General features: G+C 60.8%; 16 protein-coding genes. 14 read left to right on the forward strand and 2 right to left on the reverse strand.

Translation table 11 applies throughout. From position 1 onward, the window contains the following. Positions 1-24: 24 nt before the first annotated feature. The 5 genes from PGW49_RS03600 to PGW49_RS03620 all read left to right on the forward strand — a co-directional run bounded on the left by PGW49_RS03600 (position 25) and on the right by PGW49_RS03620 (position 6130). Positions 25-687 carry a response regulator transcription factor gene (locus PGW49_RS03600; protein ID WP_270225553.1) on the forward strand — a complete coding sequence of 221 codons (663 nt, stop codon included), beginning with the start codon at positions 25-27 and terminating at the stop codon, positions 685-687. 208 nt (positions 688-895) lie between these two features. Then, positions 896-2356: a S1C family serine protease gene (locus PGW49_RS03605; protein WP_270225554.1), complete on the forward strand. Its 1461-nt coding sequence runs from the start codon at positions 896-898 to the stop codon at positions 2354-2356. Positions 2357-2805: 449 nt separating this feature from the next. Then, on the forward strand, positions 2806-5034 hold the full coding sequence (gene ligA / locus PGW49_RS03610; RefSeq protein WP_270225555.1) for an NAD-dependent DNA ligase LigA: 2229 nt from the start codon (positions 2806-2808) through the stop codon (positions 5032-5034). Positions 5035-5318: 284 nt separating this feature from the next. After that, positions 5319-5711: a type II toxin-antitoxin system Phd/YefM family antitoxin gene (locus tag PGW49_RS03615; RefSeq protein WP_022095074.1), complete on the forward strand. Its 393-nt coding sequence runs from the start codon at positions 5319-5321 to the stop codon at positions 5709-5711. Further along, a complete protein-coding gene (locus tag PGW49_RS03620; RefSeq protein WP_195568424.1) occupies positions 5708-6130 on the forward strand; it encodes a PIN domain-containing protein in 423 nt (140 codons plus the stop codon). Before PGW49_RS03615 ends, PGW49_RS03620 begins: the two co-directional genes overlap by 4 nt. A 93-nt stretch (positions 6131-6223) precedes the next feature. On the opposite strand, the gene PGW49_RS03625 is transcribed toward PGW49_RS03620, so the two are convergent. Together PGW49_RS03625 and PGW49_RS03630 are read right to left on the reverse strand one after the other, a co-directional pair. After that, positions 6224-7072: a MerR family transcriptional regulator gene (locus PGW49_RS03625; RefSeq protein ID WP_138114128.1), complete on the reverse strand. Its 849-nt coding sequence runs from the start codon at positions 7070-7072 to the stop codon at positions 6224-6226. Positions 7073-7149: 77 nt separating this feature from the next. Further along, positions 7150-8496 (reverse strand): MATE family efflux transporter, encoded by a 1347-nt coding sequence (locus tag PGW49_RS03630; RefSeq protein ID WP_270225556.1) that lies wholly within the window; start codon positions 8494-8496, stop codon positions 7150-7152. A gap of 261 nt (positions 8497-8757) precedes the next feature. Here PGW49_RS03630 and PGW49_RS03635 point away from each other — a divergent pair, with 261 nt between their 5' ends. The 9 genes from PGW49_RS03635 (at position 8758) to PGW49_RS03675 (ending at position 24669) form a co-directional block, all read left to right on the forward strand. Next, a complete protein-coding gene (locus tag PGW49_RS03635; RefSeq protein WP_270225557.1) occupies positions 8758-10587 on the forward strand; it encodes an ABC transporter ATP-binding protein in 1830 nt (609 codons plus the stop codon). Beyond that, positions 10580-12478, forward strand: a complete 1899-nt coding sequence (locus PGW49_RS03640) for an ABC transporter ATP-binding protein (RefSeq protein WP_270225558.1) — start codon at positions 10580-10582, stop codon at positions 12476-12478. The genes PGW49_RS03635 and PGW49_RS03640 overlap by 8 nt, the downstream gene beginning before the upstream one ends. A 213-nt stretch (positions 12479-12691) precedes the next feature. Continuing rightward, a complete protein-coding gene (locus PGW49_RS03645; RefSeq protein WP_270225559.1) occupies positions 12692-13729 on the forward strand; it encodes a hypothetical protein in 1038 nt (345 codons plus the stop codon). A 235-nt stretch (positions 13730-13964) separates the two neighbouring features. Beyond that, complete coding sequence (moaA, locus tag PGW49_RS03650; protein WP_270225560.1) at positions 13965-15020, forward strand: GTP 3',8-cyclase MoaA; 1056 nt, start codon at positions 13965-13967, stop codon at positions 15018-15020. Between the two features lie 4 nt (positions 15021-15024). Then, positions 15025-16332, forward strand: coding sequence for a cyclic pyranopterin monophosphate synthase MoaC (gene moaC, locus PGW49_RS10455; protein WP_270225561.1), 1308 nt, complete (start codon positions 15025-15027; stop codon positions 16330-16332). Positions 16333-16834: 502 nt separating this feature from the next. After that, complete coding sequence (locus tag PGW49_RS03660) at positions 16835-18121, forward strand: MFS transporter (protein WP_270225562.1); 1287 nt, start codon at positions 16835-16837, stop codon at positions 18119-18121. Positions 18122-18337: 216 nt separating this feature from the next. Next, complete coding sequence (locus tag PGW49_RS03665) at positions 18338-19159, forward strand: Cof-type HAD-IIB family hydrolase (RefSeq protein WP_270225563.1); 822 nt, start codon at positions 18338-18340, stop codon at positions 19157-19159. 505 nt (positions 19160-19664) lie between these two features. After that, positions 19665-23009, forward strand: coding sequence for a SpaA isopeptide-forming pilin-related protein (locus PGW49_RS03670; RefSeq protein WP_270225564.1), 3345 nt, complete (start codon positions 19665-19667; stop codon positions 23007-23009). Further along, positions 23002-24669: a SpaA isopeptide-forming pilin-related protein gene (locus PGW49_RS03675; protein ID WP_270225566.1), complete on the forward strand. Its 1668-nt coding sequence runs from the start codon at positions 23002-23004 to the stop codon at positions 24667-24669. Before PGW49_RS03670 ends, PGW49_RS03675 begins: the two co-directional genes overlap by 8 nt. Positions 24670-24695: the final 26 nt, after the last annotated feature.

Genomic DNA, 24695 nt, shown 5'->3' on the forward strand with positions numbered 1-24695 from the left:
GAGCTCATTTCCTTGGAGGCCGATATGTCCGAAAAGAGTGCCCTGTTCATGGCGCGCACGACGCGCTTCCACGAGTTTGCCCGCAGCTTGACGACCACCTTGGGTGTCGAGGTGAGCCTGGCCACCCCCGATTCGCCGACTGCGGCGCACGACTTTGACCTGCTGATCCTCGATTCCGATGGCATTCGCAGCGACCGCATCGATCAGATTGCCAAGTGGCTTGACGATCGCGGCGGCGTCCCCATGTTGGTGATCGTTGACGACGAGGCGCTCGGCACCCTGCGCCTGCCGAATCACGCGCATGCCGACTTTATATGCCCCACGGCGACGCCCAACGAGCTTAAGGCTCGTGCGCAGCACCTGATGGGCGAGGAGGAGACCGTCGCCGCCGACGATGTGCTCAACATCGATAACCTCGAGATTAACCTGGCCACCTACCAGGTGACACTCGATGATGAGCCCATCGACCTGACGCTGATGGAGTACTCGCTGCTGAGCTTTTTGGCGACGCACCCCAACCGCGCCTACAGCCGCGAAGTGCTGCTGCACCGCGTGTGGGGCTTTGAGTACTGCGGCGGCACGCGTACCGTCGACGTGCACATCCGACGCATCCGCTCCAAGGTGGGCCCGCAGATCGCGGCACACATCACCACCGTCCGCGGCGTGGGTTATCTGTTTAAGGACTAGATTTCCACCACAAAGGGGACAGGCACCTTTGTGGTGGTTTTGACGCGGGTGCGGGTTCCTCTCGAATCTGCAGCAGAACTTAAGCCTTCCTAAAAGATTGCGTTCTCATACACGTTCGCCCGCATATTGGGGTACAACTCAACGTGAACAATGATGGCCCGCCACATGTTTGGCGGGCCTTTGGTTATTTGACGAAAGGATCGCAGCCATGAGCGAGAACGATTCCCAGCGTCCCCAGGATGCGGGCAACGCTGGCGAGACCCAGCAGCAGCCGCGCGTGCAGGTGGAGTCGACGCCTGCCGACGGCAACATTCCCTACGTGCAGGCCTACGACACGCAGACCGGTAAGCCGCTGGGCAGCCAGCAGGTCGTGAACAAGCACACGGTGGTCAAGACCAAGACCAAAAAGCTGCCGATCTTTATTACGGCGCTTGCCGGCTGTGCGTGCGGCGCTCTGCTGGTCATCGCGCTCATTATGAGCGGCACGCTCAACATTGGCGGCGGAAAGAATGCCGTGACGGCGGGTGCTTCGGGTTCTTCGACGCAAAAGATCACGATTGACTCCGAGGACACCACGCTGGCCGAGGCCGTTTCTGCCAAGGCCCTGCCCTCCGTCGTTTCCATCACCGCCACTTCGAGCGGCAGCCAGAATGGCTCGCTTTCGCAGTCTGCTGATGAGTCGGACGGCTCGGGCAGCGTCGGTTCGGGCGTGGTGCTCGATACCGAGGGCCACATCCTCACCAACAACCACGTGGTCGATGGCTATGACCAGTACGTGGTTACCATGGACGACGGCACCACCTACGAGGCCGAGTTCGTGGGCAACGACGCCTCGAGCGACCTGGCCGTCATCAAGCTCAAGGACGCCGACGCCTCCAAGCTTACGCCGATCGAAATTGGCGACTCCTCCAAGCTCAACGTTGGCGAGTGGGTTATGGCGATCGGCTCGCCGTTCGGCAACGAGCAGTCTGTCTCCACGGGTATCGTGTCGGCGCTCTATCGTTCCACGGCCATGAGCTCTACCAGCGGTAACACCATCTATGCCAACATGATTCAGACCGATGCCGCCATCAACCCGGGCAACTCCGGCGGCGCGCTCGTCAACGACAATGGCGAGCTCGTGGGTATCAACTCGCTCATCGAGAGCTATTCGGGCTCCAGCTCGGGCGTGGGTTTTGCCATTCCGGTCAACTATGCCAAGAACATTGCCGACCAGATCATCGACGGCAAGACGCCGGTGCATCCGTACATGGGCGCCACGCTTTCGAGCGTCAACGCGCTCAACGCCCGCACCAACAAGCTGAGCACCGATAGCGGCGCGTATGTGGCGAGCGTCGTTGAGGATGGTCCTGCCGCCAAGGCTGGCATCCAAGAGGGCGATGTCATTACCAAGCTGGACGACGATGAGATTACGAGCGCCGATGGCCTGATCATTGCGCTGCGCAGCCACGAGGTGGGCGAGAAAGTCGAAATCACGCTCATGCGCGGCAAGGAAGAGAAGAAGGTCACCGTCGAGCTGGGCTCCGATGAAGAGTTGCAGAACCAGCAGCAGGACGACAGCGCGACCGACACCGGCAACGGCGGTATTACCGACGAGCAGCTGCGCCAGTACCTGGAGGAGCTGCTAGGCCAGCAGGGCCAGGGTCAAGGCTACGGTCAGGGCTACTAGCGAGCCGTATCGCGTATATCGAGGCCAGAGGGGGCTGTCCCATCAACGTGGGGCAGTCCCCTCTTTTCTTATTGATCCGTTGGGGACGGAGGAAAATGGATCACTTGGGGCTGACAAGAGGCCTGGTTCGGAATGGTCTGGACAGTTAGTTCAGATACGTATAAATCTGGGGCAGCTTGGGATGCGTTTTGAGCAATTTTTGATTGGGATGGGGCTCGAATGGGTGTTTGGAAGGGAGAGCGGGACGTTTACATGGTCTCGAGGAGCCCAAATTAGTTGAAACAGGGGTGTTCGTGCCTGATCCAGCTCTAGGATTTATACGTATCTGAACTAACTGTCCACCCCAGTCTGGCGGCTGCCGATTCGGTGCGGTTCGAAAGGGTTATTCGGCCCCATGGTGACCGGTGGTACTCTTGTATCCGTTTGAAATCGAGCGAAGGAGTGCCGCTATGGAGCAATCGAGCCTGTTTGGTGACGGCGTGGACATCGATACCGAAACGCTAGCGAGCACGGATACCGCTGCACCGGTCGATGCCCGTGCCCAGGTGGCAGCGCGCGCGGCCGAGCTGCGCCACGAGCTCGACTATCACGCCTATCGCTACTACATGCTCGACGCGCCCGAGATCACGGACGCCGCCTTTGACAAAATGCTCGTTGAGCTGCAGGAGATCGAGGCCACCTACCCCGATCTGGTAACGCCCGACAGCTATACCCAGCGCGTGGGCGGCTACGTGAGTGAGCAGTTTACGCCGGTCACGCACATGGCACGCATGTATTCTATGGACGATGCCATGGATTTGGACGAACTCGACGCGTGGCTCCAGCGCACTGAGGATGCGCTTGGTGCCGGTAGCGTCACTTATACCTGCGAGCTTAAGATCGACGGTCTGGGCGTGGCGCTTACCTACCAAAACGGCACCTTTGTGCGCGCCGCCACGCGCGGCGACGGCACCACGGGCGAGGACGTATCGCTCAACGTGCGCACTATCAAGGATGTGCCCATGCATCTGTCCGAGCCGGCGCTCGCCCACATGGCCGCCGATCGCGAGCGCACCATCGAAGTACGCGGCGAGGTCTATATGCCCAAGGGCAGCTTTGTTCGTCTGAACGACGAGGCCGATGCCGAGGGTCGCGACCCCTTCGCCAACCCGCGCAACGCCGCCGCCGGCAGCCTGCGCCAAAAGGATCCCAAGGTCACGGCACGCCGTGACCTGGCCACCTTTATCTATGCCATTGCCGATACCGATCCGTTGCACGTCCACAGCCAGCGCGAGTTTCTGGACTGGCTGCGTAGCGCCGGCTTTAGCGTCAACCCCAACGTGGCTCGTTGCGCCACGCCGGCCGATGTCCACGAGTTCTGTGCCCAGGCGCTCGAGCATCGCGGTGACCTGGACTACGACATCGACGGCGTGGTTGTAAAGGTCGATAGCTTCCAACAGCAGCTCGACTTGGGCTTTACCGCCCGCGCGCCGCGCTGGGCCATCGCCTTTAAGTTCCCGCCCGAGGAAAAGCAGACCGTCCTGCGCGAGATACGCATCCAGGTGGGTCGCACCGGTGTGCTCACGCCGGTCGCCGAGTTCGACCCGGTGACGGTCGCCGGCTCCACCATCGCGCGCGCCACGCTGCATAACATCGACGAGATTCGCCGCAAAAACGTGCGCGAGGGTGACACTATCATCGTGCACAAGGCAGGCGACGTGATCCCCGAGGTCGTGGGCCCGGTGCTCGATAAGCGCCCGGCCGACAGCGTTGACTGGCAGATGCCCGAGGTCTGCCCCGTGTGCGGCAGCCCTGTGGTCCACGAGGATGGCGAGGTCGCTTACCGCTGCGTCTCCATCGACTGCCCCGCGCAGCTCAAGGAGCGTCTGCTCCACTGGGTGAGCCGCGGCTGCATGGACGTCGACGGCCTAGGCGACGAGATCGTCGACAAGATGATCGCCGCCGGCCTGATCCACGATGTCGCAGACTTCTACCAGCTCACGGTCGACGACATCGCAGGCCTGGACACGGGGCGCACCTATGCCAGCTCCAACAGCAAAAAGGGCGTCAAGAAGGGCGACCCCATTCCGGTGGGCCTCAAGACGGCCGAGAAAATCATCGCCGAGCTCAACAAGTCCAAGAGCCAGCCGCTCGGTCGCGTGCTGTTTGCCCTGGGTATCCGCCATGTGGGCAAGAGCGTGGGCGAGGTCATCGCCGAGCGATTCCTGTCGATTGACAAGCTTATCTTGGCGAGCGAAGAGGACATCGCCGAATGCGAGGGCATCGGTCCCAAGATTGCGGCGAGCGTTAAGCAGTTCCTGGCCGTGCCCGAGAACCTTGCCGTGCTGGAGCGCCTGCGTCAGGCGGGCCTGTCGCTCGAGGTCGACCTGGGCGCCGCGCACGCGCAAGCCGCAGCCGACGCTGGCGTGGCGGGCGAGCTCGCCGACGCGCAGCCGCTTGCGGGTCTGACCTTCGTGCTCACCGGCACGCTCGTCAACCGCACCCGCGACGAGGCTGGCGCGGCGCTCAAGGTACTCGGCGCTAAGGTTTCGGGCAGCGTGTCAAAGAAGACGAGCTATCTGGTCGCCGGCCCCAAAGCGGGCTCCAAGCTCACCAAGGCTGAGCAGCTGGGTGTGCCCGTGCTGGATGAGGACGCACTCGAGCAGATCTTGGCGACTGGTGAGGTGCCCCAGGCTTAGTACATCGATAACCAAATTAGAAAACCTCCCGGAAAGGTTGATACTTTCCGGGAGGTTTTTATTTGGGCGTGGTGGCGGGCAGCATGATCTGCGTCATGTAGGTTGCTGAGGGTGACCCTGCGGAGCGGTGTCGTTCCGGAGCGATAGAAGATTCATTCAAAGCAAAGGGGCCCCGCAGTGAGGTCTCACAACGGGGCTGCCCCATTGTGATGAGTTTTATACACTTTAACATTAATATTAACGTGTATACTTAGCAGTGAAGATATATGTTGAGAGGAGCAGTTATGGTTACCGTCGCGTTTTCGGAACTGCGCCAAAACCTTACGCAGGTGGCCGAAAAGGTTGCCAATGAGGGCGAGGAGGTTGTGGTCTTCAAGCGGAGCAAGCCGTTGTTCAAGATCGTGCCGCTCGACTATGAAGGTCCAGTTACGGTGGAATATGACGCTGCCCAGGAGCGTGGGGGCGCAAAACCGACGTGCGGCACGGGCAAGCCCAAGCGCGACGTGGGTACGATGTGGCATCCCAAGATCACCTGGAAGGAGATCCGTGAGATGCTCGCGGAGAATGAGGACTACCAGGAGTATCTCGATATCGTGGCTAACATGCCAAAGGGAACGCCGCTCGATACGATGACGGTTGAAGATGAAAAGCGCGTCGCGAGGGAGCGCTACCTATGAGGGCATTTCTCGATACCAATTTTCTGCTCGATTGCGTGCTGCCGGGCCGGCCGGAGCATGGGGCGGCGCAAACGACCAAGGGGCTCGTTGACGTGGGACTTATCGAGGGTGTTGTTTCGGCCTGCTCTCTCAAGGACGCGTACTACATTCTCACTAAACAGGCAGGCGAGGCGCGCGCCCGCGAGGTAGTGCGCGACTGTCTTAAGAGCTACTCGGTAGAGCCTCTCGACCAAGAAGCTTGTTTTACCTCCGCCTATTCCGATGAGCCGGACTTTGAGGACGGCTGTATCCGTGCGATGGCCGAGCGTGCCGGCGTGGACTTTATCATCACGCGTGACCGCGCCGCTTTTGTGCGCTCGACCATCAAGACCTTCTCGCCTGCAGAGTTCATCCGTGCGTTTCCGATTCCGGAGGAGTAAAACCGCCATATCGGGGATTGTCCTCGACATGGCGGTTCTCCTGTAGCTGACGCTCGTTAGTTGAGCTGCACTGCATGCCTGTCCGGGAGGTTCTTAATCGAGCACAGTAACGGGCACCGTGATCTGTGTCACGTAGGTTGTGGGGTCGTCGCTGATGATGTCGTCGATGAGGGCGATCTCGCGCGAGGGCCCGGCGGGTGCCAGGTTGTGTTCGTGCATATAGCCGAGTAGCTGCTCATAGCGCGAGCCCGCCTGCCCGTGCGTGCCGCGGAAGCTAATGGTCAAACAGCGTGCGGCGGGGCGTACCTCGACGTCGCCCAAGTACTCATCGGTGTCATCGAGCAGCAGGAAGACCTCGTCGTAGCCGTCAAAGTCACCGGCGTCAAGGCGCTCGGCGCTAATCCCAATGCCCAAGTTGCCCAGGAAGACAAAGGTCTCATGCTGGCCCTTCTGCAGTTGACGAATTTGCCACTCCAACGCATAGGCGTCGGTAGGGTTGACGCGTTCGCGCAACACGGCGCAGCGAAGCTCGGGCGCATCGATTGTGCAAATGGTATCGAGCTCGGTGTTCAAGGCATCATGCAGTAGAGCAAGCCGGTTATCGATCTTGCGCGACACGCGCTCCAACTCGCGGCGCTTGCGCTCGATGAGCTCCTGCTGCTGAGCCAGCTGCCGCTGCATGAGGTCTACATCGCGCGTGGTCACAAACTCACGGATCTGCGCTAGCGGCAGGTCGAGAACACGCAGGTGACTGATGGTGTTGAGGGTGGAGAGCTGCCGCGATCCGTAGTAGCGGTATCCACTCGCCGGATCGATGTGCGCCGGGTCCAGCAAGCCCATCTGCTCGTAATGGCGCAGCGTGCCCACGCTCAGGTTAAACAGGCGCGCCACCTCGCCAATACGGAGCAGGCCTTCGGTATGTTCGGTTGGCGAGTCGGTCATGGGACTGCTCCTTTCAATGGGCGGGGAAGGGGCGCCGAGGTCGTGCGGCGCGGCCGTCGTATGACACAAACGATCCGCTACGCTACCAACTTGTCAAAAGCTCCGCGCCGGTTAAGCACGGTAAACGCGACAACACAGATGACTGCCGACAAAATCGATCCGCACGGCGAAGCGATGCCCATGGGAAACAGCGTGTCGGAATAGGCGTTCGACAGCAGCCACGCGCCGGGTACGCGAATGAGCGCCACGGCCAGCACGTTGTGCGCAAAGCCGATGTAGCTCTTGCCGTATGCAGCGAAAAAGCCGCTAAAGCAAATGTGGATGCCGGCAAAGATTGCGTCGAAAATATAACTGTGCATATAGCCGGTACCGGCCGCGACCACCGCGGGGTCCTTGGCAAAAAAGCCGATAAACGCCGGCGCCACCAGCCACATCAGCATCGTGATCAGACAGCCGTACACCACCGAGATCGTCATGGCATCCTTGAGTACCTGACGCGCACGACCGCCCTTTCCTGCACCGGCGTTTTGCGCCGTGAGCGCGCTGACGGTGGCACCCATGGAACTCGGCACAATGAACAAAAAGCTGATCATCTTTTCGACCAGGCCCACGGCGGCAGCGTCGACGAGCCCTCGGTGGTTGGCAATGACGGTGATGAACATAAACGCCACCTGGATGCAGCCGTCCTGCACGGCCACGGGCACGCCGATCTTAAGAATGCTGCCGAGCACCTCGGGCTGGGGGCGCAGGTCGCTACGCTTAACGTGGATGTTCGTGCGACGGCTCTTGAGCCACACGAGCGCGAGGGCAACGCTTGCCGTCTGGGCGGTTACCGTGCCGAGCGCCGCACCCACGGGGCCGAGTCCCATGTGGCCGATAAATAGAAAGTCGAGCGCGATGTTGATGATGCATGCCACGCCGATCACGTACATGGGCGAGCGCGAATCTCCCAGCCCGCGAAAGATGGCCGAAAGAATGTTGTACGCGGCGATAAAGGGAATGCCGACAAAGCAGATACGCAGGTAGGCGGCGGTTCCTTCGACCGCCTCGGCCGGCGTGCCAATGAGCGCCACAACCTGCGGGCACAGCGCAAGCAGGACAACGGCCAGCACCACCGAGACACCCATAAAGAGCGTGATGGTGTTGCCGATGGCGGTCTCGGCACGGTCGAAGCGACGCGAGCCCACGGCGTGGCCGACGATAACCGTCGTTCCCATGGCCAGGCCCACAAGCGTCACGGTAATGATATAGAGCGTCTGCGCGCCATTGCCCACGGCGGTGATGCCGGCGGCGCCGCTGAACTGCCCCATCATGTACAGATCGGCCATGCCGTAGAGCATCTGCAAAAAGTACGAGAGCATATAGGGCAGGGCAAAGACCGCGATGGTCTTGAGGACATTGCCGTGTGTGAGGTCGTGTTCCATGGGCGGGGCACTTTCTGGCTTGGGTCGTTTACATACCAGTGTAGTGAAAACCCTACAACGATTGTAGAGTCAAGGTTTGTGTTGGCGGTGGGGCGAAAAAGTCACGCTCGCGTTCATTTCTAATTGAATACGGACGTGCGCCCTGTGAGCATGGCGCCTGCACTAGCCTTGCAGAAATCGATTTCGGAACACTTGACACCGCCGCACGGCGCGCCATAATACGTGGGTTTGCGAACAACGTTTGATGGGGGATGAACCTGCGTGCGCAATCTCAAGATTCTGTTTTCCTATCTGGGGGCATACCGCCGCGATGCCATACTCGGCGTGTTCTTTGTGACTGCTGAGACGGCGCTCGAGCTGTTTATCCCGGTCATCATGGCAAATATCATCGATGTGGGCGTGCCCGCGGGCGACATCAACTACATGCTGTTGCAGGGTACGTATATGTTGGTATGCGCCGCATTTTCGCTGGTACTTGGCTTGGGCTATGCACGCACGTCTGCTCGCGTCGCCTCGGGGCTGGGCGCTAACCTGCGCGAGGCCGAGTATCGCAAGATCCAGACGCTCGCTTTTGGCAATCTGGACAACTACGACGCCAGCTCGCTCGTCACTCGCATGACCACGGACATCACCGTTATCCAAAATGCTGTGAGCAACGGCTTTCGCCCTATGGTGCGCGGCCCGGTGACGCTTATCGTCGGCCTTATCTACGCGCTGATGCTGTCGCGCCCGCTCGCCACCGTCTTTGCGATCATCTTGCCCGTGCTGGCAATCGTGCTGGGTGTCATCACCTATCGCGTCAGTCCGCTCTACCGCCAACTCCAGACCTCGATGGACCACCTTAACGGCGTGGTGCAAGAGGACCTTACCGCCGTGCGCGCCGTGAAGGCTTACGTGCGCGCCGAGCACGAGTGCGACAAGTTTGACACCGTCAATACCGAGCTCGCCGGCACGGCGACCAAGACCTTCGGCACCGCCGTGCTCAACCTGCCGGTGTTTCAGCTGTCGATGTACGTGGCTGCGCTCTCCATCCTGTGGATTGGCGGCCGCATGATTCTCGCCGGCAAGCTGGGCGTGGGCTCTCTCACGGGCTTTATGAGCTACGTGCTGCTGATCATGAACTCGCTCATGATGATTTCCAACGTGTTTTTGCTGCTCACGCGCGCTCTCACGAGTGTGGGCCGTATCGCAGGGGTGCTCGATGAGGAGCCCTTTATCGCCAACCCTGCGGGAGACCTCGCGACTGCGGCGCCAGCGGACGGCAGTGTCGAGTTTCGCGACGTTTCCTTTAAATACCGCGCGGATGCAGCCGAGGATGTGCTCGAGCATATCGACCTTCGCGTCGAGAGCGGCTCGACGGTGGGCATCCTCGGCGGCACGGGCTCGGGTAAGAGCTCGATTGTGCAGCTGATTGCGCGTCTGTACGACGCCACCGAGGGCGTCGTACTTGTGGGCGGACACGACGTGCGCGACTACGACCTGGTCGCCTTGCGCGACGCCGTGGGCATTGTGCTGCAAAAGAACGTGTTGTTCACGGGCACCGTGCGCGAGAACCTGCAGTGGGGCAATCCGCAGGCGTCGGACGATGAGCTCCTCGCGGCTTGCCGCGCAGCGTGCGTGGACGAGTTCCTTGATCGCATCGGCGGGCTGGACGGCGAGTTGGGCCAAGGCGGCGCCGGTGTCTCGGGTGGTCAGAAGCAACGTCTGTGCATCGCGCGCACGCTGCTCAAGCATCCGCGCGTGCTCATTTTTGATGACTCCACCAGCGCGGTCGATATGGCGACCGACGCTAAGATTCGCGAGCACATCGCTCGGATCCCCGATACGACCGTGCTCATCATCGCCCAGCGCATCGCGAGCGTTATGGATGCCGATCGCATTGTGGTGCTGGACGACGGTCGTGTCCACGGCGTGGGCACGCACGAGGAACTGCTAGCGGGCGACAACATCTACCAGGAGATTTACGCCTCGCAGATGGAGTTTGCGGGGAACGTAGACGCCGGCGACGGCAGCGACGATGGCTGCGCGAATAATCCGTTTTCCTCCGTCCCCAGCAGATTACCCTTGGAAGGGGGCGAGCGCCATGCCTAAGACCGCAGCCCAAGCGCGCCCGGCCGACCTCAAGCGCACTGTGCGCCGTTTGCTCTCTTACATGGGCCATGCCAAGTTCTCGCTGCTGGCGGTGGGTATGCTTGCCTCCGTCGCGGCCATCGCGAGCCTCGCCGGCACCTACATGGTGCGCCCCATCGTCAACGGCCTGGCCACGGGCGGTGAGGAGCTGCTCACCAAGCAGGTCATCGTAACGGCGATCATCTACGCCGCGGGCGTGCTCTCGGCCCTAGGCTACTCGCAGATCATGGTGCGCGCGGCCCAACGCGTGGTGTCCGACATCCGTCGCGACCTGTTCGCGCACATTCAGACGCTGCCGCTCAGCTATTTCGACAGTACGCGCTTGGGCGACATCATGAGCTTTTTCACCAACGACGTCGACACCGTCTCCGAGGCGCTCAACAACAGCTTTGCCAACGTGATTCAGGCGAGCATTCAGGTGATCGGCACCACGGCCATGCTCATCATCCTCAACTGGCAGCTCACGATTATCACGCTCGTGTGCGACGCGGCCATCGTGCTGTACGCGCGCTACTCGGGTATCCGCTCCAAGCGCTTTTTTGCCGCCCAGCAGGCATCGCTCGGCGACTTGGATGGATATGTCGAGGAGATGGTCTCGGGCCAAAAGGTCATCAAGGTCTTCAACCACGAGCAGGCCAACGTGGCAGGTTTTGACGCGCGCAACCAGGAGCTGCGCCGCACCGGTGGCGCCGCGCAGGCCTACGCCAACTCGATGGTGCCCATGACCGTGGTGATCGGCTACGTCAACTACGCCATCGTCGCCGTGGCGGGCGGCATGCTCTGCATCAAGGGACTTGCCGACGTGGGTGCACTCGCGAGCTACCTGGTCTTTGTGCGCCAGGCGGCCATGCCCATCAACCAGTTTACGCAGCTGGGCAACTTCTTACTCAACGCGCTGGCCGGTGCCGAGCGCCTGTTTGCCGCCATGGACCTTAAGCCCGAGGTGGACGAGGGCTGCGTGGAGCTGGTGCAGACGGGCGACGCCGCGTGGGCGTGGAAGATTCCCGAGGGCCAGGGTGTGGGCACGTATGGACATCTGCACGATGTGGCCGCCGTTGGTGAATCGGGTCGTGCGGTGGCAGCCGACGGTACCGAGCTTGTTACCGGTCTGGTCCCGCTCGCCGGCGACGTGCGCTTCCATGCCGTGGACTTTTCTTACGTGCCGGGCACCCGCGTGCTCACGGATCTCAACCTGTTCGCCAAGCCGGGGCAAAAGATCGCCTTTGTTGGCTCGACGGGCGCCGGAAAGACGACCATCACTAACCTCATCAACCGCTTCTATGAGGTCGATGACGGCGAGATTACGTACGACGGCATCGACGTCAAGCATATCGCCAAGGCCAGCTTGCGCGGGTCGCTCGGCATTGTGCTGCAGGATACGCACCTGTTTAGCGGCACCATTGCGCAGAACATCCGCTTTGGCAAGCTCGACGCGACCGACGAGGAGGTGCGTGCCGCCGCCGAGGCCGCCTGCGCCGACTCGTTTATCCGTCGCCTGCCGCAAGGCTACGACACACCGGTCACGGCCGATGGCGCCAACTTGTCTCAGGGCCAGCGCCAGCTGCTCGCCATCGCGCGCGTGGCCGTGGCCGACCCGCCGGTGCTTATCCTGGACGAGGCAACAAGCTCCATCGACACGCGCACCGAAAAGCTCATCGAGCGCGGCATGGACCGCATCATGCGCGGCCGCACCACATTTATGATTGCGCACCGCCTGTCCACCGTCCGCGACGCCGACGCCATCATGGTCCTCGAACATGGCCGCATCATCGAGCGCGGCACCCACGAGGAATTGCTCGCCCAGCGCGGCGAGTACTGGCAGCTAGCGCATGGCTTAAAAGAGCTGGATTAACCCGTCGGAGTGCGGCTTGCTCTGGCCCTCCGACCTCTCACCTCGCCCTAAACCGTCCCAATTATCGATGTTTTTCTCGATATTGAAGAAAAGCATCGATTTTTGGGACGGTTTTTCTGTCGCTCGTACGGGTGGAATGCTTTCTTGTACGTGGAAGTGTGCGAATCCGTGAGCAGGGGAATAAGGTTGGTTATCCGACCCATTGGAGAGCTCATGGACTTGCCGATCGTCCTGTCCCATAAGACTGCCTGGCTGTACCACAACGCGGCGCGCCCGTTAGAGCCGCTCTCACGGGCAAGCAGCCTATACGACGAAGGCTCATTTGCTGGCGAGGTGGAGCCGACTGCGAGCCTCCCCAAATTGGGGCTCGATGCCAAGGGATTGAGGATATCTGCAGCGGTCGAGATTGTCGCCGACTATCTGGTCTCACTTGGTATTCCTCAAGAGGAACTCGGCCGTATTGATACGCTGGTTAGCTTCGATTTTGAACGCTCTCGGCCGGCGGGTCTCCGACGCCATGTGTTTGGGGCGCCCATACCTTCGGATCATCTTATCGAGGTGGCAGAGGGTCTTCTGGTGGTTGATGAGGCCATATGCCTTGTCCAGGCGGGCTCGTGGATGAGCGAGCTCGAGCAGCTTGAGTACGGATTTGAAGTGTGTGCTCGGTATCACCTTAACCATCTGTCGAGCGATGATTATGTCGAGGCCTCGCAGCGATATGCCGTCGCCGACCTGCGTGCTTTTTGCGAGCAGAATCCTTCGCGTCGAGGCGTGAAACGCGCGGCCTCGTTGCTCAAGCGTGTAAAGGACGCTGCTCGTTCGCCTATGGAGACGGCCACCGCAATCATGGTCGTCGCGAAGCGTTCTCAGGGCGGGCTAGGGTACACCAGGGTCGAGTTCAACCATCGGGTCGATGTTCCCAACGAGTTCAAATATCTCGCTAAGGCCGGGTATTTCGAGATCGACGTATATGCGCCTGCAAGCGGTACGGGGATTGAATACAACGGTTCGGACCATCTTGATAAACAGCGCAGCGCGTCGGATGCGGAGCGTATGACCGTGCTGAGCGCGCTGGGCTTTAGGATGATCGTTCTCACCGGGACTCAGTTTGCCCATCAGCTGCAATTGCATCGGGCGATGAATGCCATCGCGCTCGCTATGGGTCTCAAGTGCGACCGAAGCGAGGTGTTCCAGAAACGGCAGAATGACCTGCGGGAATTCGTGATTCGCAACTGGAATGGTGGCCTCTAGGGGCGTTCTGACCCTTCTGCGGGGCATTGTGAGCAGGCAAACCGTCTCAATAATCGATGCTTTTCTCGATATTGAAGAAAATCATCGATTTTTGGGACGGTTTGGATGTTGAGGATGGGCTTGGAAAGTCCGTTTTGCTCAAAGCGACCTGTCCTATCGTACGGGTGTCGGCATGATTCTCTCGTGGGGTATTATGTTTTCCGAAGAATAAAACGCCGCGTGAGGGGAGGGCTGCGTGAACGGGCGCATGCAACATGACGGTTTTGGCCGCGATATCAACTACCTGCGTATTGCCGTTACCGACAAGTGCAATTTCCGCTGCATCTATTGCATGCCGGCCGATGGCGTGGCGCCCCGTGCGCACGACGAGCTGCTCAGCGCCGAGGAAATCGCCCGCTTTGTGCGTCTGGTGGCGGGAGAGGGCATTCGCCGCGTGCGCCTGACGGGCGGCGAGCCGCTGGTCAGCCGCCGTATCATTCCGCTCATTCGCGACATCCGCGCGATTCCGCAGATCGAGGACATCTCGCTCACCACAAACGGCGCCCTGCTGCCCAAGCTGGCGCCGCAGCTCAAAGATGCCGGGCTTAACCGCGTCAACATCTCGCTCGACACGCTCGACCCTACGCTCTTTGGAAAGATCACGCGCCTGGGTCGACTCGAGCAGACCATGGCTGGCATCGATGCGGCGCTGGCCTGGGGCTTTGAGCCCGTTAAGGTCAACTGCGTTGTGGTGCGCCGGCTCAACCAGGATGTGGCGGCCCTTGCGCGGCTCACGCTCGATCGCCCCATCCACCTGCGCTTTATCGAATATATGCCCATCGGCGACGAGCACACGAGCTCGCATTGCGCTGTGGACCCGCATGCGCCCGCACTCAATCCCGAGCTGTGGGACGCGAGCGATACCGTGCCGAGCGACGAGTTGCGGGCGCGCATCAATGCCGGGGCCACCGCGGCGGGACTGGGCGAGCTCGAGCTGCTCGACATCAACGACGCTCCTGCCGGCGCGGGCCCCGCGCGCTATTGGCACTTTCCGGGCGCGGTGGGAACGGTTGGCTTCATTAGCGCCATGTCCAACCATTTTTGTGCGAATTGCAACCGCCTGCGCCTGACGGCAGACGGCAACGTGCGTCCGTGCCTGTTCAGCGATGCCGAGTATTCGGTGCGTGAGGCGCTGCGCCGTGGTGATGATATGCAGGTACTTTCGATTTGGCGCGATGCCGTGGCCCACAAACCGCAGGAACACGCGATAATTGAGGGCACGCAACGATTTATGTCCCAAATCGGAGGATGATCATATGGCCAAGAGCAGGTACGCCGATGCCACCAAGGCCGCTCGCAGGGCCGCGATGTCTGCCCACAAAGTCACGGCTGCGGCGAATGCTGGTAACGCCGACGCGTCCGCGCAGCCGTCTGCCAGCGCTGCCACCGAGCCCGCCCGCGACGCCCGTCGTGACGAGTTGACGCACGTGGACGCCAAGGGCGAGGTACGCATGGTTGACGTGTCCGACAAGGCCGAGACCCATCGCATTGCCATCGCCGAGGGTACCATCCTCATGCATCCCGAGACGCAGGCCATGGTGCTGCAGGACCGCGCCAAAAAGGGCGACGTGCTTGCCTGCGCGCGCGTGGCGGGCATCATGGCCATCAAACGCACGAGTGACATCATCCCCATGTGTCATCCGTTGCTCATTACCAAGAGTAAGTGCGACATTGTGCCCATCGCTGCGGCGGGGACGCCTGTCGAGGACGTTCCCGAGGGCTGGGCGCCGGCGCGTACGGACGGGCAGGTTGGCTTTCACGTACTGGTTACGGCCGGCGTGACGGGCAAGACGGGTATCGAGATGGAGGCCCTGACCGGCGCGAGTGCCGCGTGTCTGACTATCTACGACATGTGCAAGGCCGTCGATCGCGGCATGGAGATCGTCGACGTTCGCTTGCTGCACAAGGAGGGCGGCCGCTCGGGCGTGTGGGATCGTGCCGGGCGTCAGGCCGCTGCCGTTGAGGCCGTGGCCGCTGACGGCGCCGCGTCCGCGAGCGCACCCGTCGCCGTCGCGCCCGCAGCTCCGGCACCGGCCGTCCCCGCGATCGCGTTTATCGGCTACCAGAACTCGGGCAAGACCACACTCGTCGAGAAGGTCATTGCCGAGCTCACCCGCCGCGGCCTGCGCGTGGGTTCGCTCAAGCATCATGGGCATCACGGCTTTGATATCGATGTGCCCGCTAAGGACACCTGGCGCCATCACCAAGCCGGATCCAAGCACGTGGGCCTCATCTGCGCCACGCGCTGGGCGGAGTACGCCGACACGCGCGAGGAGGACGAGATGCCCGCGCGCGAGCTGCTGTCGCGCTACAACGATGTCGACGTGGTGATCATCGAGGGCTACAAGACCGAGGGCTTCGACAACATCGTGGTCGCGCGCTCCGGTGTCGACCGTCTGCGCGGCAAGAGCTCGCTCGACCTGGTCGACGGTCACACGCTGGCCCTTGCCTGCAACGAAGCCCTGGCACGCCAGGCTTTCGACGCCGGCTTTGCGACCCGAGCCATCAACATCAACGACGCCCGAGCTATCTGCGACCTCATCCAAGACCACCTTCAGGCTTGACGCTGCGCCGGCCCCAAGCACCCCATCTCGCCCCTCAAGCCGTCGCTCGCGTACCAAAGTACGCGTCGCTCCTCTTTCGGGGCGACCTGGGGCACTTGGAACCGGCTCGCTGCGCTGCCATGGCAGGTTTTATCTGGGCAAACGTCACTTCCACCACAAGGGGGGCGGGCACCTTTGTGGTGGATTTTGCTTTGCAGTAAAAACCATCACAACATTCAGCGAAAATCGCGATTTTGCCGAAAAACGTCGAATGTTGTGATGGTTTGCGCCCCGGGCCAGGCCATCCTGCGAGTCCGGCCACCACAAAGGGGACAGGCGCCTTTGTGGTGGTTTTTGCTTTGGTAGATGGTTGGGACATGCCTTACAATCTACCAAGTAGTTCATGACGGGCGAAAAACGGAGAGAAGGGGCTTGATGCGTCTAATGTTTCATGCGGATAGATTGATTTGACAGACGGTGGCGAATGCCTGCCGTCCGCATTCGTATGAAACAAGGAGTCTCCATGCTCGCCTCTCTTTTCTCAAAGCCTCAACCATCGCTATCCGTTCAGGCCAAGCGCCTGGTGGCGATGCGCTTTCTCATCTACACCGGTTTTCAGACCAGCTATTTTATCGGTGTCATCGGAACGCTCACCTATGCAGACGATGCCTCGGTCGTGGCGACATCGCTGGCCGTCCTGTTTATGAATGTATTTGTGATCCTGGGATCCTTTGCGGGTGGCGCGGCGCTTGACGCTTGGGGTCCGTGCCGGCATTTCCGGGCGAGTATCGTCGGCACGTTGGCAACCGGCGCGGCAATCCTCGCCTTTGGCAGCGCGACCGGCATCGTCCTGCTCGGCGCGGCGCTCCTAGGTTTTGTGATGGGGTTCGCCCAGCCCATCGCCACATCCTATCCAGCCTACCTCACCGACGATCCTGTCGAGCTCAAAGACATCAACTCCGCCATCGCCATGTTTTCAAACGTGAGTATCATCGTTGGCCCCACGCTGGGCGGCTTTGTCGCGGCGGCTGCGTCGTCGCGCGCGGTGTTCGTGCTCATGATGCTCTTTACCGCGTTGGCGCTCATTGCCGGTTGGGGCTTTAGGCCGCAAGCAGGTCGCGTCGCCGCGCGCGGAGGCAAACCCGCAATCGGCGACATCACGTCGGATAAGGCCAGCCAAAGCCCCGACCCCAACACATCTTCCCGCGTCACCTTCGTGACCAGCATCAAGACAGTCTTTACCAACAGCGTCCTCACCCTGCTGTTCTGCATCATCTTCCTCTCGAACTTTGGCTACGGTGCCTTCGATCCGCTGGAGTCGTTCTTCTACCGCGATGTCCTGCACGTCGGTGTTGAGTGGATGGGCTGGCTCTCGTCGGCCAGCGGTGTGGGCGCGGTGCTGGGCGCCGTCCTCGCGCTCCGTTTGCCGCCGCACCTGATCAACCTTAAAACGCTGCTCTTGGCGCTTATGTCCGTGGGCCTGGGAAGCCTGCTCTATGTGGGGACGCCGTACGTAGGCGTGGCCCTCGTCGGCCAGATTGCCCTGGGCGTGGCCTGGGGCGTCGTCAACCCGCTCCACAACACGATCGTGCAAACGACGGCTCCTCTCGAGCAGCTCGGCCGCGTCAACTCGGTCATGGGTTTTGGCAACATGTTCGCCGGCGTGGCCCCGCTGGCGATTGCCCCGTGGCTGGCGGCGACGTTTGGCGTGCAGCAGACACTCGTTGGTGCGGGCATGGTCGTGACGGCGGTTCCCGCGGCGCTACTGCTGTTTGGACGCCGGCATTTGGATCGTGCCGCAAGGCAGTAAAAACCATCACAACATTCGATGAAAATCGCGATTTTGCCGAAAAGCGTCGAATGTTGTGATGGATTGCGCTGAGACCCGAGCACCACAAGCCACCACAAAGGGGACAGGCACCTTTGTGGTGGTTTTTGCTCCTGCGTGCCGTGCTCGCGCCTTGGTATACCATGTACTCCATTTCCAATCGCTTCCCACACCGCCACACTACCCAGAAAGGGCCCCATGGACGCCACCTTCGGCCACATCAAAGCCGTGTTCTGCGATATCGACGGCACGCTGCTCACAAGCGAGCACACGGTGTCCCCGCGCACCGTGGTCGCGATCCGCGCCCTGCGCGAGCGCGGCGTGCTCTTTGGCCTGTGCACCGGGCGCGACGCCCACGCGACCGAGGCCATGTACGAGCTCTGGGGCATCGAAGGCCTGGTAGACGTGCTCGTGGGCTGCGGCGGTGCCGAGGTCATCGACCGCGCGCACGGCATCAACGAGCTGAGCTATCCGCTGCCGGGCGAGACCATCGCGCGCATCTGCAAGCACATGGCGGACCTTCCGGCAACGCCCGTCTGCCCCCGAAACGGCGTGTTCTACGTGCCCGAGAGCAACGCGTGCGTCGAGCACCTGTCGCGCGTCGACGGCGTGCCTTACAAGGTGGTCGATTTTGCCGAGTTTTTGCGCGAGCCGCAGCCCAAGGTGATGTTTACCATGGCGCCCGAGGTAATGCCGCAGGTCATCGAGCGGGCGTCGACGTTTGTCGATAACACTGTTAAGGCGGCGGCTCTGCAAACCACGCAGCGGCTCTACGAGTTCATGGATCCGCGCGTGTCCAAGACGCGCGGCCTTGTGCGCGTGGCGGAGCTCAACGACATGGGGCTCCAGGACATCTGCGTGTTTGGCGATGCCGATAACGACACCTGCATGGTGGCCGACGCCGGCGTGGGCGTGGCCATGGCAAACGGCAGCGATGCCACCCGCTTCGTCGCCGATTTTGTAACCGCCAGCAACGACAAAGACGGCATCGCGATTTTTATCGAGGAGCATCTGCTGTAGCGCCGGGGGAGAGCCACCACAAGGGGAACAGGCACCTTTGCGGTGGCCTCAGGCGATTTGGGCGAGTTGATGCCTAAAATCTGCGCGAGAATCAAAATAACGTTGTCTGAACATTACGCTTCTAACCACCGATGAGTTAAAGATATTCTCATCAGTTTGGTAGGGTATTTCTCCCGGTAAATGACCTACAGCTCATGGTCAATTTTCGACTGTTTACAGGATGTTTACTCTTGAGCAAAATGTTGTGCAAATAAATCTAATGCCATTAAAAAATGATGGGCAACTAAATTACCAGTAGAAACAAAAAATAGATAGCGAATAAACGAAGATAAATCTGAGCAATTGTCAAGGGAATTGAGAATTCGCTACAAAACTATCGGTTTATTTGCCCAGATGTTCAAACAATCGTTACAATATTCATTACTAAGCGTGCGCAATTTCAGGTTGCGCAGATACGTTTGATAGTGAAAGAGCAAGATCGCGGTCTCTTGGGGAGGAGACATCGATGAAAGCGAATTCAGAAAAAACTAAGCAGAGTAAAAAAGCGACGCGCCGCGTACTGGCAGGCGTTTTGTGCGGAGCCTCCGTTTTGAGCCTGGTGCTGTCGCTCGTCATGCCTCCGATCTCGCAGGCCATTGCCAACGATGCCCAGACGGTTCCTGCCGAGGAAACTGTGATGGGGGGGGGTTCCTCAAGTGAGTCTACTGATGTAGATAACACCAACAACGGGGATACCGAAAACCAGAATAGTGACGACGCAGAGGGTGGCGAGTCTGGCTCTTCAAATAGTGTTGAGCAGGCTCAGAGTGCGAATGCGGCTTCAGCGGGAGCGACGGCCACCGTGAAGCCGGGAATTTACGTTCCCACGTCTATCGGTATCGGTACGAATATCAATGTCTCAACCCCTGATCCCGGCGTGGCCACCTACGTCGGCCGCGACATGTACATCGGTGGTAAGCCGAGCGATAAGCCGAGCGACGGCACTATCGATCTTGATGCGGACAACGCCCCCACCGGCTCATATGCCGCTGAGGCGGAGGGCCTTACCGTGGTCCGTGGCAAGCTTGCCATGAATCCACTCAAAGAGAGCTGGCCCTATAATAATAGTGGCGGCGCTGGTTTCCGCTTTGGCACCGTTGGTTTTGGTTCCCAGTTCCGTCCTGTCTACGGCAGCACCGTGCTTGCGGTCGCCGGAATCGACAGTGCGATCACCAAAATGAGCGTTGGTTACAACGGCAACTTGCCGGGGGCGACTACCGTTGGCGCTTGGAACAAAGGCGCTTGGGTCGGACAGCAGAGACCTTTTGAGGGCGCGACTCCTTCCGGCTTTGCCTACACCGCGCAAATCGCAGGCCCCATCACATACTGGCGCGATAGCGACTATAAACGCCAGTCTGTGGTGACAATGCAGGGTAATTGGTACGAGGGCTTGTCTGCTCTGGAAAGCACCCTGTTCAATAAAGCTGTTGATTTGACTAATGTCAACGGTAGCGATTATTCGAGCTATAACGGTACAAATGGATACCTCTCGAAGCTATCGAAACAGCTCGACTCGTTTAAAGATACCGGCGAGGTGGATGTCAACGGCTTTGCAGAGCCTAATAGCAACTACGTCATCAACAAGTACAATAACGACGGAACAAGCTATACACTCAAATTCGATGGTAGCGACGATGGTAGCGGCAAGTCTGTTTCCGGTGCGCTCGATACCGGAATCCCGAACAATAAGATTCGCAACACCGAGCGACTCATCACCTTTACCGGCGATGGAACTTCTATGCAACAGGTCTTCACCATCGCCGGTTCCGAGCTCTCCAACTGGAAGGATGGCGTCTACTACCGCGGCGTCGACTTTAAGTTCACCAATATCCCCGAAGGCGCATCCATTGTCGTGAACGTTACAGGTACTAATCCTGTCGAGTTCCACAACGGCTGGCGCTTCTGGTGGGGAGATACAGAAATATCTCGCGGTTACGAGAGTCAGTACGCCAAGAAAGACCTTGACGCGAAATACTCGCTGGCCTCCCAGTCCATCATGTGGAACTTCGTCGATACCACCAGCCTTACCATTCGGGGCGGCATCGCGGGAGAGGACCGCGCGGACTGGGGATACAGTGGCACAGTCAGCGGTGCTAAGTGGACTGACGACGATCCTGCGGCGGCTATGATCGGATCGATTCTCGTTCCCAACGGAAGTTTCGACGACCATGTGACTACCAACGGTCGCGTTTATGTGGGCGTCGATTTCTCAATGAACAGCCCGAAGGTTGCCGCAGCATTTGGTGAGGGTAACTCGGCTTCCGTCATCGATATGGATCAGGAGCGTCACAACTTCCCGTGGTCCGGGTCGTATACACCGGACGGCTCTGCCATTGCGTGGAGCAAGGTCGACGCTGCGGACGGCACTACGCTGCTCCCCGGTTCCTCGTGGGCTATCTATGGTTCTGTCGAGGATGCTGTCGCGGGCAATAGCAATAACGCTATCGTGACGGTGACTGACGGCGATGCCAACGATTACGATTCGGATGATGGCGAGCTTCAGTTCAACTATTTGAATCAGAAGGCCAAAATTGGCGATCCCAACGATAAAGACTACTTCACGTACTACATTCGCGAGGTCAAGGCGCCGGCTGGTTATCAGAAGTCGGACACCATCTACTACGCAACCATGAACAATACCGGCGAGCAGGTGAACTATGTTCAGGGTTATGTGGATACGGTGAACGGAAATAAGCCCGTTTCATTCGATGATTCCAACACCACGGGCGCCATCTCCAACACCAAGATCACCGGTACGGTGTCTTGGACCAAGGTTGAGGAAGGAGACAAGGGATACACTCCTTTGGCTGGTTCCGAGTGGAAGCTTGCGAAACTGGGTGCCGATGGTACGACCGAGGCGCAGTCTTGGACCGTGAGCGACCAGTCGGCTTCGGGCGAGACCACGTGGGCCGATGCCGACGTCACGAATGGCAAGTTCAAGCTCGAGGGTCTGCTGCCGGGCACGTACACGCTCACGGAGACCCAGGCGCCGTTTGGCTACGAGCTGAACCAGACAACCTACGAGTTCACGGTGTCCAAGGCGGACGGTTCCATTGCGTGGACCGAGGGAAAGAAACCGAGCATTGTTGAGGGCACTACGTACATCTCCGATTCTCTCACCACCACGTCCGTGGAAATCCCGGTGACTAAGTCCGTCCGTAATACGGACTGGCCGAAGGATTCCAGCGGGAAATACGTTGCGTTCGACTTCAACATCGAGGCTACGGGGGATTACGCAACCAACGTGCCCATTCCTAACCCGGCAGACCTCTCCATTGCACCCGCAGCAGGGGAGACCGACGCCGCCAAGCCCAACAACATCACGGCGACCTTTGGCGCCATGACGTTCAACAAGTCGCACCTGTCCGATACCCCCGGTACGGCGGATGACTACGCCAGGACCTACACCTACACGGTGAAGGAGGTCGCGCCTGCCACCGGTGCCATCGATAAGCTCCGCTACTCCAAGGCCGAGTACCAGGTTGCCGTCACGGTGAAGGCCGTCATGAATGAGACCACTGGCAAGTACACCGGTCTTACCACCTCTACCACCGTTACGCAGATGAAGGACGACATGGGCAACACCCTTGGCGAGAACGGGCAGGGCGTCGTGGTTGAACCCTCCGCCGCCGCGCCCGACGCCATTCCCGCCTCCACCTTCACCAACACCTATTCCACCTCTTTGCCCCTTTCTGGTATGTCGGGCGTCACTCTGACGTACCTTGCCGGCGCGGCGGTGCTTTGCGCTGCTGCGGCCTGGATGCACATTCGTCGCAAGGCGAATGCGAAGGGGGGTGAGCGTCGTGAATAAGAATGTTAGCTCCTTCCCGATCTTGTTTGCGCTGCTTGCCCTCTTGATCGGCACCTGCGCGGTTGTGTTCCCCGCTTCCGCGCAGGCCGCGCCGACCTCGACCGGTTCCATCACGGTGAGCGGCACCGTGGCGCGCAGCTACGATGCCTACCAGATCTTTAGCGCCAACGTCGTCGACGGCGACAGCGACGCCAAGATCGCCACCGACCTCGCCTGGGCAAGCGATGCCGCGCGCGACGCCGTCCTGCCCGTGCTGCACAGCGCCGGCATGTCCAATTCCCAGACCACCGCGCAGGAAGCTGCCGAGTGGCTCAACACCGATTCCCACCTTACGAGCGCGCTGAGCGCACAGCTCGCTCGTTCCCTCCAGAGCTCTGACGCCGAGTCCGTGGCCCTCAACGCGGGCACGGCGGCCGAGCTGCCCTGTGGCTACTGGCTCATCGTCGCCGACGACGACGCCATCGCCCAGGGCGAGGCCGGCACCGCGCCGATCATGGCCCTGGTGGGCGGCAGCGCCGTCACCGTCAAGCCCAAGGCGGCGACCCCCAAGGTGTCCAAGCACGTGCTGGAGGACAGCACCGCCGCTTGGCAGAAGGCCGCCGACGCCACGGTTGCCGACGACCTGTACTGGCGCCTCTCGGCCACGGTCCCGGCGGGTCTCACCGCCTACGACACCTATACGGTGCAGTTCGTCGACACCATGAGCGCGGGGCTCGACCCCTCAAGGGTGGTCGCGAGCATGCGCGTGTACGTGGCGGCGGGCGCGGACGGCGGCTTCGACGCCGTCTCGACCGGCAAGGACGGACGCGCCGGCACCGAGTCCGCCAAGGGCTGGACCGACATCACGGCCCAGTGCTCCATCAAGGTGGCCGCGGACGGAACCTTCACCGTGCGCACCGGCGACCTGATCGCCGCGCTCGGCGGGGCCGACGCCTTCACCGCGGGCGCCCGCGTGGTCGCCGTGTACAACGCGCCGCTCAACAGCGCATGCAACCACGGCATCGCGAAGGGCAACCCCAACGAGGTCTACCTGCGCTACCCGCGCTCTCCCTTTGCCGACCAGTCCGGCGACGCCGGCTTCACCCACACGCCGAGCGATGACGCGACAGCCTACACCTGGGATCTCGCGCTCACCAAGCGCGGCAGCGACGGCGACAAGCCGCTGCCCGGGGCGGTCCTGAGCATCACCGACGACCGCGGTCGCACGCTGGCGGCCGATGGCACGTGGGATGCGGAGGGCAAGGCCACCGTCACCACGGGCGAGGACGGCCGCGTGACCGTCTCGGGCGTGGACTCGGGCAAGCTGGAGGTCCGCGAGCTCAAGGCGCCCAAGGGCTACACCGCCTTTGAGGGCACGCGCTCCGTGACGGTCAAGGCCGAGGGCCTGGACGTCAAGCAGGTGGCCGCCGCCAAGCCCAAGCTCGCCATTACGGCCGAGTCGCCCATGCGCGCCGACAGCGCGGACGGGTCGACGGGCAGCCTGGAGGCGTCGCTCATCAACACGCCCACCGGCACGCCCCCTAGCATCTTCACCGGAGGCTTTATGCCCTCGACTGGCGATATGGCAATGTACGCCGTGGCCGCCGCAGCGGTCGCCGGAGCTGCACTGATCGTAGTCGCGCTCTCGATCAAGCGGGGAGGTGGCAGCCATAAAGAGTAGCTGGCAGCCCCACCGAGAGCGGGGCG

The sequence above is a fragment of the Collinsella aerofaciens genome (assembly GCF_027679495.1).
GTDB lineage: Bacteria > Actinomycetota > Coriobacteriia > Coriobacteriales > Coriobacteriaceae > Collinsella > Collinsella aerofaciens_AK.

Bases quoted from the DNA above. Each gene is read 5' to 3' on its own strand.
- PGW49_RS03600 (WP_270225553.1), top strand. From the start codon at position 25: ATGTCCGAAAAGAGTGCCCTGTTCATGGCGCGCACGACGCGCTTCCAC.
- PGW49_RS03605 (WP_270225554.1), top strand. From the start codon at position 896: ATGAGCGAGAACGATTCCCAGCGTCCCCAGGATGCGGGCAACGCTGGC.
- ligA (WP_270225555.1), top strand. From the start codon at position 2,806: ATGGAGCAATCGAGCCTGTTTGGTGACGGCGTGGACATCGATACCGAA.
- PGW49_RS03615 (WP_022095074.1), top strand. From the start codon at position 5,319: ATGGTTACCGTCGCGTTTTCGGAACTGCGCCAAAACCTTACGCAGGTG.
- PGW49_RS03620 (WP_195568424.1), top strand. From the start codon at position 5,708: ATGAGGGCATTTCTCGATACCAATTTTCTGCTCGATTGCGTGCTGCCG.
- PGW49_RS03625 (WP_138114128.1), bottom strand. From the start codon at position 7,072: ATGACCGACTCGCCAACCGAACATACCGAAGGCCTGCTCCGTATTGGC.
- PGW49_RS03630 (WP_270225556.1), bottom strand. From the start codon at position 8,496: ATGGAACACGACCTCACACACGGCAATGTCCTCAAGACCATCGCGGTC.
- PGW49_RS03640 (WP_270225558.1), top strand. From the start codon at position 10,580: ATGCCTAAGACCGCAGCCCAAGCGCGCCCGGCCGACCTCAAGCGCACT.
- PGW49_RS03645 (WP_270225559.1), top strand. From the start codon at position 12,692: ATGGACTTGCCGATCGTCCTGTCCCATAAGACTGCCTGGCTGTACCAC.
- moaC (WP_270225561.1), top strand. From the start codon at position 15,025: ATGGCCAAGAGCAGGTACGCCGATGCCACCAAGGCCGCTCGCAGGGCC.
- PGW49_RS03660 (WP_270225562.1), top strand. From the start codon at position 16,835: ATGCTCGCCTCTCTTTTCTCAAAGCCTCAACCATCGCTATCCGTTCAG.
- PGW49_RS03665 (WP_270225563.1), top strand. From the start codon at position 18,338: ATGGACGCCACCTTCGGCCACATCAAAGCCGTGTTCTGCGATATCGAC.
- PGW49_RS03670 (WP_270225564.1), top strand. From the start codon at position 19,665: ATGAAAGCGAATTCAGAAAAAACTAAGCAGAGTAAAAAAGCGACGCGC.